At 42.5% G+C, this 18,457-nt stretch carries 17 protein-coding genes; 12 read left to right on the forward strand and 5 right to left on the reverse strand.

Annotation, left to right across the window (positions count from 1 at the left end; genetic code table 11):
- Positions 1-327 precede the first annotated feature (327 nt).
- The 9 genes from Q0Y52_RS07165 (at position 328) to Q0Y52_RS07205 (ending at position 10,050) form a co-directional block, all read left to right on the forward strand.
- On the forward strand, positions 328-810 hold the full coding sequence (locus Q0Y52_RS07165) for a hypothetical protein (protein WP_297819938.1): 483 nt from the start codon (positions 328-330) through the stop codon (positions 808-810).
- Positions 797-1,774 (forward strand): hypothetical protein, encoded by a 978-nt coding sequence (locus tag Q0Y52_RS07170; RefSeq protein ID WP_297819941.1) that lies wholly within the window; start codon positions 797-799, stop codon positions 1,772-1,774. Before Q0Y52_RS07165 ends, Q0Y52_RS07170 begins: the two co-directional genes overlap by 14 nt.
- Positions 1,767-4,607, forward strand: a complete 2,841-nt coding sequence (locus Q0Y52_RS07175) for an SLBB domain-containing protein (RefSeq protein ID WP_297819944.1) — start codon at positions 1,767-1,769, stop codon at positions 4,605-4,607. Before Q0Y52_RS07170 ends, Q0Y52_RS07175 begins: the two co-directional genes overlap by 8 nt.
- Complete coding sequence (locus Q0Y52_RS07180) at positions 4,597-5,580, forward strand: hypothetical protein (protein WP_297819946.1); 984 nt, start codon at positions 4,597-4,599, stop codon at positions 5,578-5,580. The genes Q0Y52_RS07175 and Q0Y52_RS07180 overlap by 11 nt, the downstream gene beginning before the upstream one ends.
- Positions 5,581-5,610: 30 nt before the next feature.
- Positions 5,611-6,180: a hypothetical protein gene (locus Q0Y52_RS07185; RefSeq protein ID WP_297819950.1), complete on the forward strand. Its 570-nt coding sequence runs from the start codon at positions 5,611-5,613 to the stop codon at positions 6,178-6,180.
- A 376-nt stretch (positions 6,181-6,556) separates the two neighbouring features.
- Positions 6,557-7,123, forward strand: coding sequence for an NUDIX hydrolase (locus Q0Y52_RS07190; RefSeq protein WP_297819953.1), 567 nt, complete (start codon positions 6,557-6,559; stop codon positions 7,121-7,123).
- 692 nt (positions 7,124-7,815) lie between these two features.
- Positions 7,816-8,250, forward strand: a complete 435-nt coding sequence (locus Q0Y52_RS07195; protein WP_297819956.1) for a hypothetical protein — start codon at positions 7,816-7,818, stop codon at positions 8,248-8,250.
- A complete protein-coding gene (locus Q0Y52_RS07200) occupies positions 8,247-8,726 on the forward strand; it encodes a glycosyltransferase (protein ID WP_297819959.1) in 480 nt (159 codons plus the stop codon). The genes Q0Y52_RS07195 and Q0Y52_RS07200 overlap by 4 nt, the downstream gene beginning before the upstream one ends.
- A 13-nt stretch (positions 8,727-8,739) precedes the next feature.
- Positions 8,740-10,050 carry a polysaccharide biosynthesis C-terminal domain-containing protein gene (locus Q0Y52_RS07205; RefSeq protein ID WP_297819961.1) on the forward strand — a complete coding sequence of 437 codons (1,311 nt, stop codon included), beginning with the start codon at positions 8,740-8,742 and terminating at the stop codon, positions 10,048-10,050.
- Between the two features lie 336 nt (positions 10,051-10,386).
- Here the strand turns inward: Q0Y52_RS07205 and Q0Y52_RS07210 are convergent, their stop codons facing one another.
- From Q0Y52_RS07210 to smrB, 5 genes are all read right to left on the reverse strand, one after another.
- Entirely contained in the window at positions 10,387-10,740 is a 354-nt protein-coding gene (locus Q0Y52_RS07210) for a hypothetical protein (RefSeq protein ID WP_297819964.1), read from the reverse strand.
- Positions 10,741-10,828: 88 nt separating this feature from the next.
- Entirely contained in the window at positions 10,829-11,044 is a 216-nt protein-coding gene (locus Q0Y52_RS07215; protein WP_297819966.1) for a hypothetical protein, read from the reverse strand.
- A gap of 445 nt (positions 11,045-11,489) precedes the next feature.
- Complete coding sequence (locus Q0Y52_RS07220; protein ID WP_297819969.1) at positions 11,490-12,956, reverse strand: sigma-54 dependent transcriptional regulator; 1,467 nt, start codon at positions 12,954-12,956, stop codon at positions 11,490-11,492.
- 93 nt (positions 12,957-13,049) lie between these two features.
- Positions 13,050-13,934: an IS982 family transposase gene (locus Q0Y52_RS07225; RefSeq protein WP_297819971.1), complete on the reverse strand. Its 885-nt coding sequence runs from the start codon at positions 13,932-13,934 to the stop codon at positions 13,050-13,052.
- Positions 13,935-14,086: 152 nt separating this feature from the next.
- A complete protein-coding gene (gene smrB, locus Q0Y52_RS07230; RefSeq protein ID WP_297819973.1) occupies positions 14,087-14,662 on the reverse strand; it encodes an endonuclease SmrB in 576 nt (191 codons plus the stop codon).
- A 100-nt stretch (positions 14,663-14,762) separates the two neighbouring features.
- Between smrB and prmB the strand changes: the two genes are divergently transcribed.
- The 3 genes from prmB (at position 14,763) to Q0Y52_RS07245 (ending at position 18,216) form a co-directional block, all read left to right on the forward strand.
- The gene (gene prmB / locus Q0Y52_RS07235) at positions 14,763-15,716 is read left to right on the forward strand and encodes a 50S ribosomal protein L3 N(5)-glutamine methyltransferase (protein ID WP_297819975.1); all 954 of its coding nucleotides are present in this window, start codon (positions 14,763-14,765) and stop codon (positions 15,714-15,716) included.
- A gap of 86 nt (positions 15,717-15,802) precedes the next feature.
- Complete coding sequence (gene aroC, locus Q0Y52_RS07240) at positions 15,803-16,909, forward strand: chorismate synthase (protein WP_297819977.1); 1,107 nt, start codon at positions 15,803-15,805, stop codon at positions 16,907-16,909.
- Positions 16,910-17,094: 185 nt separating this feature from the next.
- A complete protein-coding gene (locus tag Q0Y52_RS07245) occupies positions 17,095-18,216 on the forward strand; it encodes an MFS transporter (RefSeq protein ID WP_297820024.1) in 1,122 nt (373 codons plus the stop codon).
- Positions 18,217-18,457 lie beyond the last annotated feature (241 nt).

An 18,457-nucleotide genomic window follows, 5' to 3' on the forward strand; every position in this document is an offset into this window, starting at 1 on the left:
ATATTGCAATGCACGATAAAAGCAAACAAATGCTTGCTGTTTTTTTTTGCATATTGCAACGCACATTGAGAATAGATTAAAGTTTGTCTGTTTGTCTGTTTGTCTGTTTGTTTTGTTGTTGTCAGTCACTGAGCGCTCTAAAGCACTGGTAATTAAAGTCCCAAGGTCCCCCTATTCCACATACCAGTGCCCCTCGCGGCTTTCTTCCGTATAATAAATCGACTAATTATTCCTAAAAAAACTGCGTGGCCCGCTTATTGCTGAACATGTATATGCACATAATTATTTGATTAAAAAGCTAAATCGTATAACGGACCGAGATACTGTATGAAAGTAGGGGAACGCGCCAGTAGCGAGACATTTGCTGACTATACATTGAGTCGCGTGCCTCGGGTGATAAGAGAATCACTGACTGATGAACAATATCAAGCAATACGCACATCTTTAATTGCACGGGATACAGATTCTCGCCACAGCATTGACATCAGGCTAACCATACCTTTGTTCTTCCGTAGCTATTATTTCATTTTTTTTGCAGGACGTGATCGGAGGGCATCAAGGTATATTCTGGAAAACGAGCGCTGGGCACTTATACCTTCGCCAATAAGAATGGGGCTCCGCTACATGGTTTCTTTTGCTGTCTCGTTAGTTATGCTCGGATTAGCATTTACTGCTGCCTACAAATTAAAGCAACTGATGGGTATCGATTTATTTCCCAACTTTCATCTATCGGACTTGTTGCCATTCGAGTTGTCGCATGCAGGTAATAGTATGCATATAGCAGACGGAGCAACGCATGTTAACAAATAACGATTTTTTACCGCACCTCAAAAGCGGTTTTTTTCTACTGTTTCTATTGTTACTGACAGGGTGTGGATCATTTGAAAATCTTATCACTGTCCCCGTAGAAAATGGACTAACCAATATTAAAGCTTACAACACTGCGCTGCATAAAGAGTCTCTCTATTACTTTGACCCAATCCGTCTGGATAGTCGCGTGACGAAACTCCGTCTTGAACCGCGGACTGACCATTTATTTTTTGTCATTGATCAAAGCTCCTCACTATCTAAGGATTTAAACGGTGTTGACATGCGCTTATATGCCCGCGAGATAGTCCGTCGTTTTGTCCGTACGTTGCCCAAGCAAACGTATAGCGGTGCAATCCTGACAAATACACAGAAACCGAGTTCATACGGTCAAAGGCTCAGTCTGATAAACTTCACCTCCGATGATATAGAACAGACTCTAGTGAGAGCAGCGTCTCAGAGAAATACAACAGAGACTCCGTTAGAAGAAGTCATTATTCAACTCTCTCACCTAATCAACCAGGTCAGTGGACACTCTGCCGTGATTTTGGTGACTTCTTGGTCCGAAATTGATAAATCCTTGGAACGTGCTGTTATGCAAATGCGCCAAAGTAATAGCTTTGTAGAAAGTACCGCTGTAATTAACTCGCCTCCAATATTGGCGACTTCGCAGGAACACCGAACAGGCGTGTGTTTATACACTGTAGGAGTGGGTAATAGGCTTTCGAGGACTCGACTTGATACTGTCGATAGTTGTGGGTATTCGGTAGCCGCTGACAAGGTTGCGCAGCCGAGAGACATGGCTCACTTCGTACAGAACATTCTGTACAAAGGTCCGGCTGATACCGATGGTGATGGGATATATGATTATCGAGACCGTTGTTTAAATACACACGCGGGAAGAATAGTCGATTATTCCGGTTGTCCGCGCTTTGCCAACAATAATTTGGGAGCGCCTAATGATTAAATATAAAATAGCAATTAATGGCTTGTTACTTTGCCTTGTTGCTGGACACCTCATGGCAGCCGATGAACGTTTAGGTGTTCCGACATTAGAGGATAAGCAACGCCGAGAAGCCATTGCGGCAGCCGATCAAGACGATGAGTCATTGCTACCCGAACAGATGATGGTTGTCAAAGCTGCAACCAACCTGATTGATAACAATCCATCACAGATTGAAAAAAATGTATCTAACTCTCTCGATCCTGTGAGCTTAGAAGAGAAAATTCAACAACAAACCGTGCAGAGTAGTTTGGAGCTGTTTGGTTATGAGATGTTTTCTGGAGGGGCGAACACATTTCCTGCCATTAGCGGTGCACCGGTGCCCCTCGATTATGTTGTTGGTCCGGGCGACACTTTTACTGTGCAGGCTTTTAGTGCGGCCGACGTCCAATACACGCTTACGGTAACTCGTGAAGGCATGATTCTAGTCCCTGAGTCTGGTGCAATTTCAGTCAGCGGATTGACTTTCAAGGAAGCAAAGCAACATATTTCCGAATCCATAGAAAAACAGCGGATAGGCATTAAGACTGTGGTAACGCTTTCGGAACTGCGTTCAATTCAGGTGATGTTGGTTGGCGAAGTGACTCATCCCGGTTCTTACAATGTGAGCGGATTTTCGACACTTGTTAACACGTTGGCGTCCAGTGGAGGGATCAAACGCACGGGTTCGCTTCGTAAAATTAAGGTTAAGCGTGGTGGACAGACGGTGGCGACGATGGATCTCTACAAGTTGCTACTGAAAGGGAATGACAGTGCCAATATCTATTTGCGCCAGGGAGACCTGATTTTTGTACCGCCGATCGGCCCAACGATTGGGATTGCAGGTGAGGTGTTACGGCCTGCGATTTACGAACTCGAGAGCGAAAAGTCAGTGGGCCAGGTTTTAAGCCTAGCAGGCGGACTGCTTCCAACAGCCAACAAGGCCCAAACACAAATAGAGCGAGTATCTGACTCTGGCCTGTACACCTTACTTCAGGCCGATTTAGGAAAAAGCGGTAAAGGTATCGAGGTACAAAATGGTGATTTCATCCGGGTTTTACCTGTTCTCGACAAGATGGATGGTGTTGTGCTTTTATCCGGTCATGTATTGACGCCAGGCGGCTACCAGTGGAAACACGGAATGCGCATCGCAGACCTGTTTGTTTCTACCATGATCCTACGCCAGGGTGCTGAGTTTGATGTTGCGATGGTTCAACGGGAGAACAGGCGTGATAAACGTACCGAGGTCATTTATTTCAACCTCGGAGAAGCACTCGCCAATCGAGAAACTGGCAGCAATATCCTTTTGCAGCCTCGTGATCAAGTGATCATCTTCAATACACACTCCCCTCGCGCGGAGCAATTGTCTCGCACTGTTCTGAAGTTGAAACGAGAGGCAACTGCAGACTCTCCGGGTAAAACGATAGAGTTCAAAGGGTTCCTGCGCCATCCCGGCACCTATCCAATGCAGCCGGCTACGCGCTTGCTGGATATGATCAACAATACCGGAGGACTGCAGGCGGGTCTCGATCTTGATTATGCCCTGCTAGCAAGAACAGATCTCGCGAATGACCGCCTCTACTTTGTACAGGTCAATCTGCGTATAGCACTTCGCGACAAGACTGGAGACCATAATCCGCTATTGCAACCCAAGGATAAAGTGTATTTGTTCGACAAAGACATCGATCGTGCGGCACTAATCAAGGCACCCATTGAACGCCTCAAACGTGAAACTAACTACGGTGATATTGCACCCATTGTGCAGATATCCGGATCTGCCTTTCATCCTGGAGCTTATCCGATGGTTCCCGGCATGCGGGTTGAGGACTTGATAATAGCGGCCGGAGGAATGAAAGAAGAGGCGTTTGGAACATATGCAAGTTTAACACGCCAAGTGCTTATAGATAACGAGTTTAGTCGAAGCGAAACACTTTCGATCAGTTTGGCCAAGAAAAATTCTTTATTAGCGACAGCAGATTCGATACTACATCCCAATGACCAACTTTTTTTACGACCAAAACCGGAATGGGCCTACAAACCAAAACAAGTATCAATAGAAGGCGAAGTCACTTATCCCGGTCGCTACAGAGTGGATAAACGAGAAACACTTTGCGCATTGATTCAAAAAGTGGGAGGTTTTACAGAGGACGCTTACCTGTTCGGTACAGTATTTTTGCGCGATAGCATACGAAAGAAGGAACAAAACGCCCTAGACCGTATGTCCGATCAACTCGACCGCCTGCTGGCTGACGTACACATATCGCCAGGTGTTTCAAAGAATGAAAAGATGACACAAGACCCAAGTGCTAAAGATGTTTTCAGTGTTATCAAGCAACTTTCGCCAGAAAAAGCGTTGGGGCGCATGGTAATTGACATGGAGAGAGCCGTTACACGATGCGATGAACTCGCCGACATAGTTCTGGAAGATGGCGATCGTATTATTGTTCCAAAGTATCAAGATGAAGTGAGTGTGGTCGGTCAGGTCTACTTCTCTACATCACATAAATTCCGCTCCGATCGTGCTGCACTCGACTATATTGCCTTAAGTGGTGGCACCAAGGAACTTGCTCAAAATGAACATACATACATCGTGCAGGCAAATGGCGAGGTCATGTCGATACGTTCGAGAGGCAGCAGTTGGGGGCGCTTGTTCAAACCCTCCAACGTCAAGGTAACACCAGGATCAACTATTTATGTGCCATTAAGTGTTGACCGTATTAACGGTAGAGAATCTTATACAAACCTAGTAGACATATTCTACAAAAACACACTTGCAGTTCTCGGTGTGGTCAACCTGGTTGATCGATATGGCAACTGAAGAAAATAATCAGAGCGAAGGCGAAACTACAGAATTTGCAGAGTACCAACTCCTGCTTAAGTATATGCATATGTTACTGCGCTATAAATACCGCATTGTTATCATAGCAATATTGGGTGCAGGTATAGTTTTTGGACTGTCATGGTTAATCGATGACCGTTTTTCTGCCGAGGCGACCGTTGCTATTAACATAAGTGAGACGCCTGGAGGTGTAAAGCCAACTGATTACCGTGGTGCAAATACTATGGGGGTCATTGAATATGACTTCATAATCGATGCTACACAAAGCAATGAGCGTGAACGACATTTGGCTCGAATGGAATCGTTTGGGTTTATCAGTTCTTTTATTCTCGAACAGAGCCTACTGCAATGGCTATATCCGAAGGATTGGAATAAGGCAACGAAGAAATGGAAAAAAGGTTTTACACCTGATATGCGCGAGGCTGTAAAAGCGTTTAAGTCGAAAGCCTTGTATATCAAAGTCGACAAGAAAACGGACCTTCTTGATATCCGGATAACTGCAGAATCACCCACTCGCGCTGCACATCTTGCGAACGAGATTGTGAAAGCATTTAACCTCTATGTCCGCGAACTTGATTCCGTAGAGTTGAAAAACCGCCGCATCTATTTGGAACTTAGATTAAGTGAACTACAAAATACCGAGGTACATCGTTCAATTTATCGGCTTCTTGAAGCGCAGCTGGCTGTTGAGTCGTTGATCTTTGCCCGAGATAACTACCCATTAGAAATGATTCAACCTGCTACTGACCCATTATTTGAATCCTATCCACCCAGAAAAAAATGGACTGCGTTTACGCTTATTGGGCTGGTTATTCTTGGTTTTATCGTAGTGATTGCAATAGCCATAATATCGGCACTACGTCGTGATCTTAAAGCTTATGCTGACAAGTACGACCCAAAAACCGTTATAACACCCTCTAATCTTAAACGTGAAGAATGGATCGATAAATGACTACTCAAACACCCCTAACTGGAGTAAGCAATGCCTAGGTTCAACAGTTTTTTACACTTACTTGGATATGTATTACTAATAGCACCACCGCGTTCTATCGACCTTACTGTTTCCGAACGCACACGACAAGGTGAACTATCAAAGCAACCGTTAAGTATTGTAATGCAGGTTGAACTCTTGATCCGTGTCGCGTTTATATTGTTTTTGGCAGTAGGTCTTGAATCTATAATGGGAGAGATTTTCTATGAGAGATATAAGTTGGATGTTGTATTTAGCATAGTTGCAGGTTTTGGTGCCTGTCACAGCTTTGTCTATTTTTTGTTTCTTGGTTATCTGCGGAACGCTATAGGGACCAAGATTAGCCTGAGAATCTATCGACTTTTACGAAATCTCTGTTATGCGTCACTGCCGGGTATGCTAGTTGTTCTACCCCTATTGGTGTGGAAGTGGAAGCAGGACCAATTACCCTTCGAAGATGATCTCGTGCTCAAAGTTTATTTTATCACAACCTGTTTGATGGTTGCGGCCGGTGCAATCGAAGCCCTGATAATGAAACGCAAACCATTGGGCCTTGATCAATATCTAAATGTCGAGCGTTGATATGGTAGTGCTAGAAAGCGTCTAGCAAACCCTAGGATTTTTACTTTGCGTAATGATGTGGACGATTTAATTTAATAATTAGTACCCATCCAGAAACTTGTCTTTGAGAGCGGAGCGTGGCAATCCTATGATGCAAAGTGTACATCACTACCTGCGTTGGCGTGTCCTACATGAGATGGCCGCATGGAGTGCGTCGAACCGTGCCGCTTGCAACGACTCGTTGAAAAATATCTATTTCTGAACGGGTGCTAATTACACAAAGACTGGATTATACAACTGCCATAAAAATTGAAAGCAAACGTTACGATGTTTTTTTAATCATGAAGCTTCGCTTGTCACTTTTACCGTTTAGAACATACAACATGGAGATTGACTAATGCATTCGAATTCTCAATCCAAAAGTCAAATAGAAAGCTTCGATAGGTCGAAGTCATTCTCGACAGGAGACTATGAATCGAATTCAACGAGTGTATTCGATTATATTTTGCGTGCACTGTACAAAATCGCTTACAAAGGACACTTGGTAGTAAACTATTTTTTTCGTTCAAAAACTCAAGGAGCGTATGTAGCAATATGGCACGAAGGCCGAATACTTTTGATTCGTAACAGCTATAAATCTACCTACACAATACCTTGTGGTGGAATTGATCGAGGGGAAGCTCCAGTTGAGGCCGCGTCTAGAGAGTTATTTGAAGAAGTTGGTTTAGATTTTTCGATCGAAGTTTTCAATCAGGTCTACGAAACTATCAATCACACTGAGTTCAAGAAAGATCACATATTTGTATTCGAGGTTAATCTAAAAGCGCTTCCCAGTCCCCAACCAGACGGCCGAGAAGTTATATGGGCTGGATTTAGAACTTTAGAAGACGCACTTGAAATGCCATTGTTCCCTCCTGTACGCAACTACTTATCGAAAATAGCGACGATTGGCATCCAAATTTGAAATCATTCGAAATCTTCTTATTGATGATTCACCTAATCGAGGTTTGCACAATGCAAAAAATGAAAAATGAAGTCTCGCGCATGCAAATAAGGAAACGCAGGCATAGGAGATACTGATTCGCGACAGTATCAACTTTTCACACAGCGATTGCCGATTGCACATAAATAGATGGGGTCGCATTATATCGTCAGCATACAGCAACTGAATTGGAACTTTATATTGTGCTGTCCTTGGCTAAAGCTGAAGTAACACTGCCCCTATAACGCTAACCAAAATCGATAATCATCTAGCCACACTAAGGCTACAAACTTCGACTTCCAGAGCGATGTTAACAAAGCCCACTTCAAGAGACGGCAGTGAGTACGAAGGATAGGTGATTAGAACTACTGCCTGAAAATTTCATTATGCAAAGCCCGTCTGCTGGATATCAACTTTGCAAAGCAAAATGCAAAAAATAGTTGTTGATGCATCACAAGTTACTGAAAGATAACATAAATTGTTTTTGGCAAGCTAATTGCAATGTTAATTATACATAGAATGTATATTCGATTAAGGCGTTATGGTGACTTTTGCTAATCAGCGAATCAGTCGAAAGTTAATCGATTGAGTTTCATGAGTTTTGCTTTACTAACTAACGAGTATTACCCATAAAGCATTCACGTGGGTAAAATAATGACGGAGATAAAACGAGTATGAAAAGATTACTTGCAGTCGCATCCCAAGGAGGTCACTCAGTTCAACTAATGCGTTTGAAACCCATTTTTGATCGATATGAAACAACCTATGTGTCCACCCAACGTCGCACGGGAATGAATCGATTTACCAAGATTATTGATGCCAATAGGAACGATAAGATCCGTCTCATTTTTCTGTTTGTGCACATCCTTTGGATCATCATTCGCGAGAGGCCTGACGTCGTTATATCGAGTGGTGCGGCACCAGGATTCTTTGCGATTATGTGCGGAAAGCTACTAGGGGCTAAAACCATTTGGGTTGATAGTATCGCTAATGCACAAGAACTATCGCTATCTGGCAAACGTGCAGGTAAATTTGCCGATCTCTGGTTGACACAGTGGCAAGAGCTTTCAAATAAAAATGGCCCTCAGTATGGAGGGAGTGTTTTATGATATTTTTAACCGTAGGCACACAATTACCTTTTGACCGATTTGTTAAAATCGTTGATGCATGGGCTTACATTCACCCTGAAGAGGAAGTCTTTGCACAAATAGCCGAAGGAAGTTACGTTCCAAAACACATGCAATACATTGACTATCTGAGCGAACAGCAATACTCGGAAGTATTCAATAAGTCAGAAGTTATCCTAGCCCATGCCGCCATGGGTTCAGTAATCAGTTCATTGATGGCATCTAAACCTATCATTATATACCCTCGCAAAGCCTCACTGGGTGAGCACCGTAATGAACACCAGTTAGCTACTTGCAGCAAGCTAAGTCATCTCGATGGTTGTTACATTGCTTCTGAGCCCGAACAACTTTATTCACATCTAAGCGATTTACGTTCACTGCATGGGGGTGCAATTTCTCCTTATGCCAATCAGGATCTACTCGAAACCATCGAAAATTTTATTGTAAGAAACGCCTAGGACTGCCAGAAAAGTGAAACAAGTTTTAAAATTATCTTCACTTTCAGATGATCCTCATCTTCGCGAAATGATTGTCGGAAGCGCTATAGGTATGAGTGTTAAGGTGCTGTCGGCAGTCAGCATTCTCTTTATGAATATTGTAGTTGCACGATTTCTTGGTGCAAACGAAACCGGGCTTTTTTTTCTTGCCTTTACTCTGGTTACCATCATCGCAGCAGTGGGGCGACTCGGTCTTGATCAAAGTATTATTCGTTTCGTAGCAGCAGCACGGGAAAGCAATGAAATTGATAGGCTCCACGGAGTCTATCGAAAATCGGTTAGCTGGGTAGCCATCGCAAGTATCTGTCTCACTGTTCTTGCGTTGTCTAACGTCACGTGGCTAGTCGAAAACTATTTTCCACAACCAGGGTTTGAGCCTGTGCTGCGTTCATTTCTGATGGCGATTCCGTTAATCGCCTTATATACAATGCTTGCTCAGGCAATGCAGGGCCTCAAAAAGATAGCTAAATCTTTGTTGACTCTTAACGTACTAATGCCAATAGCATTACTCTTATTAATGTTACTCGACCCAGTCTACACCGCTGAGGCAGCCGCTGAACATTTTATATTAGCAGGCCTCTTTACTTTATGTTCAGGCCTATATTTTTGGCATCAGTCTGCCCCGAAAACAGAAAAAATAGAAAGCTTTTCATCCTCTCAACTATGGAAAACCAGCACACCCCTTTGGGCAGCTGTTATATTATCACAAGTGGTGCAATGGTCCTCACAGTTGATGCTAGGCGCCTGGAGCACCGCTGAAAATGTTGCATTCTTTGCTACGGCTCAACGTACCGCGATGTTGACCAGTTTTGTATTATTTGCCGTAAATGCAATCGCTGCTCCCAAATTTGCTGCTCTACATGAAAAGGGTGATATCGACGGTTTGAAACGCATTGCTATCTGGTCTGTACGACTGATGATGTTAGTTGCAGCCCCTATACTAATGGTGATGTTGCTTTTTCCAGACTGGTTGATGAGTTTTTTTGGTGATGATTTCCGGGCTGCATCAACAGCATTGATGATTCTTGCTATAGGTCAATTTATCAATATAGCGACCGGTTCAGTAGGATATTTACTGAGCATGACCGGTCGTGAGCGTGAAGTACTCAATAACACACTTATTAGCGCCATCGTGGCAATTGCTCTTGGTGTGATACTCATACCAAGCTACGGTTTGTTGGGTGCTGCCGTTGCAACCGCAACCGCGGTAGCCTCTCAAAATCTAATGGGCGTTTATCAGGTGCGTAAACACCTTGGGTTTAACACTCTGGTATTTTGGAAATGAAATTCTAATTTGTTCCAAGGGAACAAGGCTAGCAGCCACAATGTACTGCAGGCTAAGATGTTTAAAGCAAAGTTTTCGGGGGTCGACGCTTGAACGGCTACTAAGCCGACCGAGCTGATAATTAAGCAGAATATTCGAACATAGAGTTCTTTTTGATACTGGGCTTTAGCGCGCAATACATTGCACTGAGTGTTAATCAATACAGCCGGCAATGCCGCTACACATAACACTGTCACCACCATAGTATTTTGTTGCCAAATATGTTCGAATAATAAGGGCACATAAATGGGGCCAGAATCGCTTTTTTTAAAAATAAAGTGCCTACTGAGCAAGTAATCAGGTACACCTTAGGGATATACTTTTTGAGTTGAGCGCTTCTGTGTTTGTCACACCGATAAGGGTAAAGCGCGGTATTAAAGGCATGATTAATTGACTGAGGCCAACACCAGCACTGTTGGCAAAGCTGTAAAAACCAAATAATTCGGGTCTCAAGAGTCTTACACCAATCCGCATGTTCGATTGCATACGCAAAGATCTGACTAACTCGGTAGAGAATAATTGTCCCGAGGTTTTGGTCAGTTTTAGAAAAACGTTGCGCTGAAAACCAACACCAAAATTTTGTACTGGGGCGGAGTAAAATAAACCTAACCAAAGCAGGGTGAATACCCAGTTACCATAGACAATCGACATAATGCCTCAGTCCAATAAGGCAAATATCACAATGTTAAAATTTTCAGCAACGCTGCACATTGCATTGCGAATGCTGTAATACTTCATATTACCTTGACGCTGGATCAGGAATACTTTGATGTTTACCAATAGAAAACAAATACACAACTGCCACTAAACTGATGGGTGGAGTGAGCGATGGATTGTCATAGAAAGTAGCTAGAGGCGAAGCCAGGGCCGCTTGTATGCTAGCCAATAATATACAGACCAACCATTGCAGAAATGCCCCGTTTCTAGCGTATTGGGGTGATTTTTTTCTGTGCACTGAATAATTTGAGCGCCCGCGCCAGAGCACAGTATGAGCTTAAAAATTTCGTGATAAGCTAGTGCGAACATAACAGCGCCATATTCCACATCAGCTAAATTTGTCGTAAATACAAGTATCACTAATATCCTTAAAACTCTAGCGGTTATCTCAGTGTCTAGAAGTCAACTGGTATGATTGAGCAGTCGTTTACTTTCATCTTGTAGAGTCGTTAATATGATTTTTATGGCCTAATCAAAAAATTCTATAAAAATACTATGTTGAGTATTTCAAGATGCAGGCCATAAATTTATAAATTTTAACGTATTGAAATATATAGTTATATTTTTTGAAGGGTGCGAGATAACGAGTCAGATTTACATATTGCGAAGGGGTTATTTCGCAACATGCAAAAAGCCAAACTTAGCCATACTTAGCCAAACTTAGCTAAACTCGAGTTAAATTATTAATCTTGCCATTGCTGAACTTTGCGGTACAAGGTAGACGGACTGACTTCTAGTAAACCGGCGGCTTTGACCACGTTGTCGTTACAGACGGCAATGGCGTGTTCAATCGCAACCCTTTCTACTTCTGCTAAGCTGCGCACTGAGCTGGTGTCGTTTACTGCACTGTGTTGAATATGATTGCGGGTATCACTAGACGTGTTTGGTATTGACTCCAGTTGAGCGGGGGGGCTTTTCTTATGTAACAACTCAGTCATTTGTGTTTGGGTTAATTGTAACTGCCGAGCTAAAACTTGTTCAGTTAACAATGGACCTTCCGACATCACTACTGCACTGTGAATAGTGTTTTCTAGTTGCCTGACATTACCCGGCCATGAATAGTTATTGATCAAGGTCCCCGCATCAGACGACAAACCCACAAATACTTTATTTTCAATGTCGCTAAAACGATTCAGAAAATACTGCGCTATATGGCAGGCATCGTTATCTCGGTCTTTTAAAGGTGGTAAATTGATAGAGATGACGTTGAGTCGATAATAAAGATCTTCTCTGAGACGGCCCTCTTCTATCGCTTTAGAAGGCTCTCGATTAGTGGCACTGATAAAACGAATATTGACCTTCTCTTGTTTATTGCTACCGACTCTTTTAAACGTCCCAGTTTGTATAAAGCGTAATATTTTGGCTTGCAGGCCTATGTCCATCTCGCCTAGTTCATCTAAAAATAATGTGCCACCGTGAGCTAATGTTGCTGCGCCATCTCGATTAGCTACCGCGCCAGAATAAGCACCTTTTACATGGCCAAAAATTTCTGACTCCATCAAATCACTGGGAATAGCGGCGCAATTTAAACAAACAAGAGGGTGGTCCTTACGAGGGCTGAGTTTATGCAATGCATCGGCAGCCAGTTCTTTACCCGTTCCGCTTGGGCCTGTAATAAACACAGAGGCATGGCTAGATGCACAATTTTCAATAGCATCATAAACAAATTGCATGGCCGTTGATTGGCCGATGAATTTCATAAAGTTGCGTTTACGTTTGCTTTTTACCTGTTCTAGAGTATGTCGTAATAAGCTTCTTTCGGCTAAAACTTCACTATAACTGAGCGCTTGCTGGATATTCAGTTTGAATTCATCGTTATCCCATGGCTTTTTAATATAACTCCATATTCTTCCAGAGTTAATGGAAGCTATAACATCATTTAATTCGGTATAGGCGGTGAGCATAATACGTACTGTTTCTGGCCACTGCTCCGCCACTTTCTGTAAAAACTCATTGCCATTCATGCCTGGCATATTTTTGTCTGATACAACAATATCAATGTTTTGTTGTTCAAGTATTTGTAAACCCTTTTCACCAGAGATGGCTGTATGTACTGTGATATCTGTACTGCGAAGTAAACGGGTTAAGGCAGTTAAAATTTCTAGTCCGTCATCAACAAACAAAATGCTGGCTTGAGTTTCATTCGGCATCGTTAATTTTTCCTAATCAATCCATCCATTGGATACTCTTAAGCATGGCAGGTTTTTACAGCATTTTCACTCATTAATAAACCCCAGATCTGCTTAAGCAACGATCATAGCGTTAAACTCTACGTCAGTTAAATTAAGGGATGGCTTATCTTTCTTTAAGCAATAAGCTACTAATCCTGCCAGTAAATTGAGCATAAATCCGTTCATACTGCGATGTCTTGAATGTTCTATGTAAGAAATGTTCTTGAGTTGGTCATTTATTGTCTCAATTATGAAACGTTTTGAAAGCATGGCTCTATCCCATAAAGACATCACTTTGGCCTTCATGTTTTTACGAACGGTCGTAACCAGTGTCACGCCTTTTTCGAATAAATTAGCGGCTAACGCTTTACTTAGATAGCCTTTATCTCCATAAAGCTTATCCGTCAAACCTTGTGCGAGTTCTTCGACCGGTTGAGTGTCATGAACATTGCCGGTGGTGACTTTAGCCGCCACAATTTCACCATGATGATTGACGATGAGGTGGAGCTTGAAGCCATAAAACCAGCCCATAGTACCTTTCCCTCTTTGCGCTATATTTTTGAAAGTTTTATGTCTTGGAATACGAATGGCGTGGCACACTTTTATACATGTAGAGTCAATGAATTCGATACCTGTAGGCTTGCCTTTTAGTATGGTGAAGTATGCACACATAGGAGCAATCACCCTAGGCATGACAGCCAGAAATCGCGTATAACTCAGTAAAGTTGGAAAGGCATCTTTGTAGAAAGGTGAGATATGGCCGAGATAATAGTTTTTGAAATCGCGATAGTGCGACATATGAAATCCAACAACAATTGTCATTATTTCACTGGTGGTCATCTGTCCTTTTCGTTGACGCTTATTCGTGCCGTCCTCTAGCAATTGTTTTTGCCATTGCGGAATAAATACTTTGCAAAAGTCATCGACATCGCAATACAACTCAACTAAATTCTTCATGCCTGTTCCTTGTTTAAATCAGATGTTTTTTGGTCGAAAGATCTGATCTTGGAACAGGCATTTAGTTCCATTGCTTAAACAGGATTGAGGTTAATAAGCATTAATCGTGCGTGGGGTGTTTATCTATAGATTGGGCACAGGTTAGCTTTGATTTAATATTTTGCGTGGTGTAAGGGTAAGTCTATCAATACCAGTAAGGCAGCTTGACCTCCCCATTCTTTTGGTGCTTGGTGAAAACCCATCACGGCTGGGTGTTGTATTAACCAATTTGGAATAGATTTTTTCAGTGCGTAAGTGCCTTTGCCGTGCATGATGGAGACACAATAAATATGTTTTTTTTGTGCAACGTGAATAAGCGCTGCAATTTCGTGTTTGGCTTCTTCTTTTTTAAACCCGTGTAAGTCGAGAATAAGATCGGGCGGATAATCACCTCGGCGCAGGCGTTGCACTTCATGACTGTCTGTTTCTGGTTTGACATATTTGAGTGGTTGGTCAATATCAAAATGGCCTTCAAAACCATCTGAAAACTCAAAAGCAGCCGCTGCTTGTTTCATTATTGTTAAATCTGTCTTATTTTTTTGCGTAAGTCCCGAATTCTGCTTGCTGCAAAAGCGCTGAGGCGGTATTTTATCCTGCTTAATAGGCGCTATATCTTTGAACTCATTTTTAAAGAGATCAGGTTCATCAATTTGTTTTTGAGTTCTGTGGTCAGATGGCGTGTTTTTCATTCATTACAAGTACATATTTGCTTTGGTATCAGCATAACAAAATTTGCGAGCAGAGCACATGTATTCAAGGTCTGCGGGCCTAGATTTATTAAGCGATAACATGACCACAGATACTTTTTCCGAAATAGACGCCGAACAGATTACAGAAGACTTACACACTATCTTGGATATGGTGAGATGGTCTGTGAGTTGTTTTAACCAAGCAGAGTTATTTTATGGTCATGGTACAGATAACCCCTGGGATGAAGCGGTGAGTTTGGTTTTACAGTTATTGCATTTACATCAAGATTTGGTGTTACAAACTGGCGATCAATTATTTCATAGCCGCTTAACTAAATTCGAAAAATTAAACATTATCAAAATAGTGAAGCGCCGTGCGGATGAGCACATTCCGGTACCTTATTTGACTAATCAAGCGTGGTTCTGCGAGCTACCTTTCTTTGTGGATGAACGAGTGCTTATCCCTCGTTCACCTATTGCAGAACTGATTCAAAACCATTTTGAAGAGTGGCTTGGCGATAGCGAGCCTCAGCATATATTGGATTTATGCACAGGGGGAGGCTGTATTGCTATCGCATTAGCCTATGCATTTGAAGAGGCACAAGTAGATGCAGTGGATATTAGTCAAGATGCCCTTGATGTAGCAGAACTGAATATTACTGAACATGAATTGAATCAAAGAGTGTATCCCATTCAGTCTGATTTGATGTCCGCCTTGCAGGGGCAGCAATACGATTTGATTGTGAGTAATCCACCTTACGTAGACGCCGAGGACATGGACGACTTGCCAAAAGAGTTTCATCATGAGCCAACGTTAGCTTTGGAAGCGGGCCAAGACGGTTTGGACTTAGTTGACAATATTTTACGTCAGGCTCCCAGTCATTTAACAGACAATGGTTGGCTATTTGTTGAAGTAGGTAATAGTGAAGTGCATATGTTCACCCGTTATCCAGAATTACCTATTCAATGGGTAGAATTTGAAAATGGTGGCCATGGTGTGTTTGCGATAGGCAAAAATGATTTAGTGGAGTATTGGCGTTCGGTTGATCATTAAACTCACCCCATTAAATATGTATAGATTAAATTAAATATACATTTCCATTATAAAATAAGTAGTTAAGACAATAGGGCTTTAAGATTATGGCAGGTAACACCTTTGGTAAACTATTCACCGTCACCACCTTTGGCGAAAGCCATGGCATCGCTATCGGTGGTATTATTGATGGCTGTCCTCCGGGATTAGAGTTGTCTGAAGAAGACTTACAAGGTGACTTAGACAGGCGCAAACCTGGCACCTCACGTTTCACTACCGCTAGACGCGAAGAAGATGAAGTGAAAATTTTGTCTGGGGTGTTTGAAGGTAAAACTACCGGTACTAGCATTGGACTGCTCATCAATAACAACGACCAGCGCAGTAACGATTATTCAAAAATAAAAGATACCTTTAGACCTGGGCATGCAGATTATACCTACCAGCAAAAATATGGGCTGCGGGATTATCGTGGTGGTGGCCGTTCTTCTGCGCGCGAGACGGCTATTCGTGTTGCAGCTGGTGGTGTAGCCAAAAAGTATCTCAAACAGCAACATGGCGTTGAAATTCATGGGTATCTGTCGCAGTTAGGGCCGATTAAAGTTGACACTGTTGATTATCAATTCATTAACACCAATCCATTCTTTTGCCCTGATGAGAGCAAGATAGAAGCCCTGGATGCTTATATGCGTGATCTTAAAAAACAAGGCGATTCCATTGGCGCGAAAGTGTCGGTGGTGGCTACTAATATGCCTGTTGGTTTGGGTGAGCCTATTTTTGACAGATTAGATGCAGATTTAGCCCATGCGATGATGGGCATTAACGCGGTTAAAGGTGTCGAAGTGGGTGATGGTTTTGCTACTGTCGAGCAAAAAGGTAGCGAACATCGCGATGCACTGACCCCAGAAGGATTTGCATCTAACCGCTCTGGTGGTGTGTTAGGTGGCATATCAACGGGTCAAGATTTAGTGGTGCATATGGCACTCAAACCGACTTCAAGTATCAGTGTTCCTGGGGAAACTATAGACGTACATGGCAAAACTGCTGAAGTGATCACTAAAGGTAGACACGACCCTTGTGTGGGTATCAGAGCCGTGCCGATTGCTGAAGCAATGATGGCTTTGGTTGTGATGGATCATTTGCTTAGGCATCGCGGTCAAAATGCTGATGTTAAAAGCGCGACTCCTGTTATTGCTGCGCAGGTCGGGCCTCGCTAGGTCGGGCCTCGCTAGGTCACACTTCGCTAAGTCGCACATCGTTAAGTCGCACCATGCTTGGTGCGCTTATTGCCTAGAGGCTTAACGGTCTTTCTGGGTTTGTGATGAAGCTTTTCATTCACTCAAATTGAGTTTTCTCATTGGCTAAATCTGCATTTTCTACCTCTAACTTCATTCTACTCTCCATGACCTATCTGTTTTATTTCGGACAGTTTGGGGTGTTGATGCCATATCTGGGTGTTTTTTTAGATGGAAGAGGCTTTTCATCAAGTGAAATTGGTGAGCTTTTTGCGCTGATCACGGTTGCCCGGATCGCTGGGCCAAATTTGTGGGCGGTGCTTGCTGATAAATCGGGTAGGGCGCTCAAAGTATTACAATTAGGCGCTTTATTAACTTTTGGTACGCTTTGTTTAGTGTTGTTTGTTGATGGCTTCTGGGCGTTGACTCTCAGCCTTGCATTAATGATGATGTTTTGGACCGCTATATTACCGCAAATTGAAGGATTAACTCTAAATTGTGTGCAAGGTAACGCCAGTCATTATGGGCGAATAAGATTATGGGGAAGCATTGGCTATATTTTGCTGACTATCTTTACTGGCAAAATGATCGATGAATTTTCTAGCGATGCCCCGATTTACGTGGGCGTGATAGTGTTGTTTAGCTTGTTTACTGTGACGCTATTTCTTAAAGAGCCAACACCCAAAAAAAGCACCGACACTTGTCAAACATCGATTTGGCATAAAATTAATACACCCGTGTTTTATACTTTTTTACTCTCAGCGGCTTTATTACAGCTAAGCTTTGGTGCCTATTATGGTTTTTTTGCATTATACGCTCTGGATTTAGGCTACAGCGGACAGACCACCGGATGGCTTGTTGCATTAGGGGTATTAGCAGAAGTTGTCATTTTTTTGCAAGCAGGAAAGTTAATTACATTGTTTGGTGTAAAGTGGATTTTAGTGAGCAGTATTTTACTCACCGCACTGCGCTGGTATTTGTTAGCGGTATCTGCAAACAATCCTGCAATATTGGTGTTAAGCCAAATACTACATGCATTTAGTTTTGGTATGACACATGCTGCGTCTATGCATTTTATTCATCATTATTTTGGTCATAGATTCCAAAGTCAGGGGCAGGCCATTTATATCAGTATCGGTTTTGGTGTAGGCGGTGCGATTGGTGGTTATGGAGCTGGTTATTTTTGGGACCAAGGTCAGGGCGCCGAGTTAACCTTTACTTTAGCTGCTGTGGCTGCAGTTCTTTCTGCCTTGAGTCTCGTGTTTGTGTCGTCGAAGCGTTTTAATTAACAACGTTTAGTGCGTGCAACTCGTTTATGTTGATGTTTGATTAAATATCAATCAACATTCTTGTGCAAGATTTAGGCAGGTTGATTATTATATAAACAGTTGTTTGAGCTTAATGACACTCAGCAATGAAAGCATATTTATAATGAATTTGTGACTAACTAGTTGAAACAATTAGCCTTGTTCTAGCAATTTTATCGATAAAAGTTGTTGACCTGCGATATGTTAGAGATATACTAACTTA

It is taken from the genome of uncultured Paraglaciecola sp., from assembly GCF_943787955.1.
GTDB lineage: Bacteria > Pseudomonadota > Gammaproteobacteria > Enterobacterales > Alteromonadaceae > Paraglaciecola.